The 552-nt window shown below is 44.9% G+C and carries 1 protein-coding gene; it reads right to left on the bottom strand.

Annotation, left to right across the window (positions count from 1 at the left end):
- Positions 1–441, bottom strand: a 441-nt coding sequence (locus ACS8FC_RS20075; protein WP_439298081.1) for a bile acid:sodium symporter family protein, incomplete at its 3' end; no start/stop codon positions are given.
- Positions 442–552: the final 111 nt, after the last annotated feature.

Below are 552 nucleotides of genomic sequence, written 5' to 3'. Positions count from 1 at the left end.
CAAGCTGATCATGGTCTTGGCGACTGGCAACTGAAACTCACTACCAGCACCCATGAAATACACGAGCGAAAAACTCAGTACAATAGGAATGGTAAATACGGTGATAACACTGGCAATCGCAGTCATCGTGACCGACAGCGCGACATCCCCTTTTGCCAAATAAGTAAATAAGTTAGATGTCGTGCCACCAGGACACAGTACTAATAGCATGACCCCGACGGCGTACTCAGGCTCGAGTGACATGAAAGTTGCCAAGGCAAAACCGACCAATGGCAAGAATAGTAGCTGATTGGTCAGTCCGATTGCGACTGCTTTGGGATATTTGACGACTCTTTTAAAGTCATTGGTAACTAAGGACAACCCCATTCCCATCATGATCAAAAAAATACTAATGGGAATGACTTTTGAATTTACAAACGTGACTAACTCCACACCTTCCATAACTACATCCTTGTAGATAGAACCCTTACACGGGCAGGTTGATGACAACGTTGTGATGCTCAATCAGCCAATCCTGCTGATATCTTGGGTAAAAGCCACCGACATTGTCAG

The organism is Psychrobacter sp. 1Y4 (genome assembly GCF_051847555.1).
The sequence above is the reverse complement of the archived record's forward strand: the minus strand, read 5'-3'. Positions and strand labels throughout refer to the sequence as shown.